Origin of the sequence: Nonomuraea sp. NPDC001636 (genome assembly GCF_040298265.1) — a bacterium.
Taxonomy (GTDB): Bacteria; Actinomycetota; Actinomycetes; order Streptosporangiales; family Streptosporangiaceae; genus Nonomuraea.
Genome location: NZ_JBEOZT010000092.1, coordinates 1 through 1533 on the forward strand (window position 1 = coordinate 1; position 1533 = coordinate 1533).

Sequence of the window (1533 nt, forward strand, 5' to 3'; positions counted from 1 at the left end):
CAATGCCGGGAAGTTAAGACGGCTGGCGGTCGAGTCAAGGTGTTCGGCCGAACCTGGGACATGAGAACGGAGATCCAGTAGAACGGGTGATCTTCCACAACCATCCGTAACAGACTGGATCTCCGTTGAGCCGACAGTCTGCCAGGTCTGCCCTGGCCTCCGCCATCAGCACGGTCACATCGACCACCCGCACCGCGGCAGGGGTGTTCGCGCCAGGTCATCTGGGTGAGCTGACCCAGATCATCCCTTTCGAGATGGTCGATGAGGTACTGGCGGACACAGGTGCGGTCGAGCGGCGGCTACGGGAGCTGCCGTCGCGGGTGATGGTGTATCTGCTGCTGGCAGCGGGCCTGTTCGCCGGGATGGGGTATCGGCAGGTATGGGCCCGGCTCGTGTCGGGTTTGGCCGTCTCAGCAGCGCCGCCGTCGTCCTCGGCGTTGGCGCAGGCACGACGCCGGGTCGGGGTAGCGCCGTTGAAGGCGCTGTTCGAGCTGCTGGCGGGCCCGCCGGCAGGCGCGCTGCGGTGGCGGGGGCTGCTGGTCTGCGCGATGGACGGCACCACGATGTCAGTGCCCGACAGCCCGGCGAACCTGACCCGGTTCGGGCATCAAAGCGGCTCGCATGGCGGGTCGGGCTATCCCCTTCTGCGGCTGCTGGCCGTAGTCGTCTGCGGCACTCGTACCCTGCTCGGGGTGACCTTCGGCCCGGTCAAGACCGGCGAGACCAGCTACGCGCCCTCCCTGTTCGGTGCTCTGCGGCCGGGGATGGTGCTCCTGGGCGACCGGAACTTCGCGGTCAAGGACCTCGTCACGGCGATCGCCGTCACCGGGGCGGACCTGTTGATCCGCTGCAAGAACAGCCGGGCCCTGCCCCGGCTGGCCACCCTGACGGATGGGTCGTGGACCAGCGTGCTGGGCGGAGTCCCCATCCGGGTCATCGACGCCCACATCACCGTCACTCTGTCCGGTATCAACCGGCGGACCGTCCACTACCGGCTCATCACCAGCTTGCTCGACCAGCACCGCTACCCCGCCCGGGACCTCGTCGTCCTCTACCACCAGCGCTGGGAGATCGAAACGATCTACCTCGAACTGAAATCGACCATTCTGGGCGGCCGCGTCCTGCGCTCCCGGACCCCGGCAGGCGTCGACCAGGAAATCTATGCTCTGCTCACCGCCTACCAGGTCCTGCGGCTGGCGATGGCCGATGCCACCGCATCTCATCCCGGCATCACCGATGACCGGGCCAGCTTCACCATCGCCCTGCTCACCGCCCGCGATCAAATCGTCCACGCCGCCGGCATCCTCGCCGACACCACCATCGACCTGCTCGGGCGTATCGGACGCGCTCTCCTTGAAGATCCCCTGCCACAACGCCGCGAACGCATCAGCCCCCGCATCGTCAAACGCGCGATCTCCAAACATCGGGCCAAAGGACACGTCGACCGCACCAACCACCGCGCGAGCACCACCATCAACGTCCTCACCGAACACCAGTTGACAGCAGCCCAAAGCCCTTAACTTCCCGGCATTG

1 protein-coding gene is annotated in these 1533 nt (G+C 66.6%); it reads left to right on the forward strand.

Annotated elements, in window-relative coordinates:
• The first annotated feature begins 125 nt into the window (after nt 1-125).
• Nucleotides 126-1520 carry an IS4 family transposase gene (locus tag ABT158_RS51165; RefSeq protein WP_352366759.1) on the forward strand — a complete coding sequence of 465 codons (1395 nt, stop codon included), beginning with the start codon at nt 126-128 and terminating at the stop codon, nt 1518-1520.
• Nucleotides 1521-1533 lie beyond the last annotated feature (13 nt).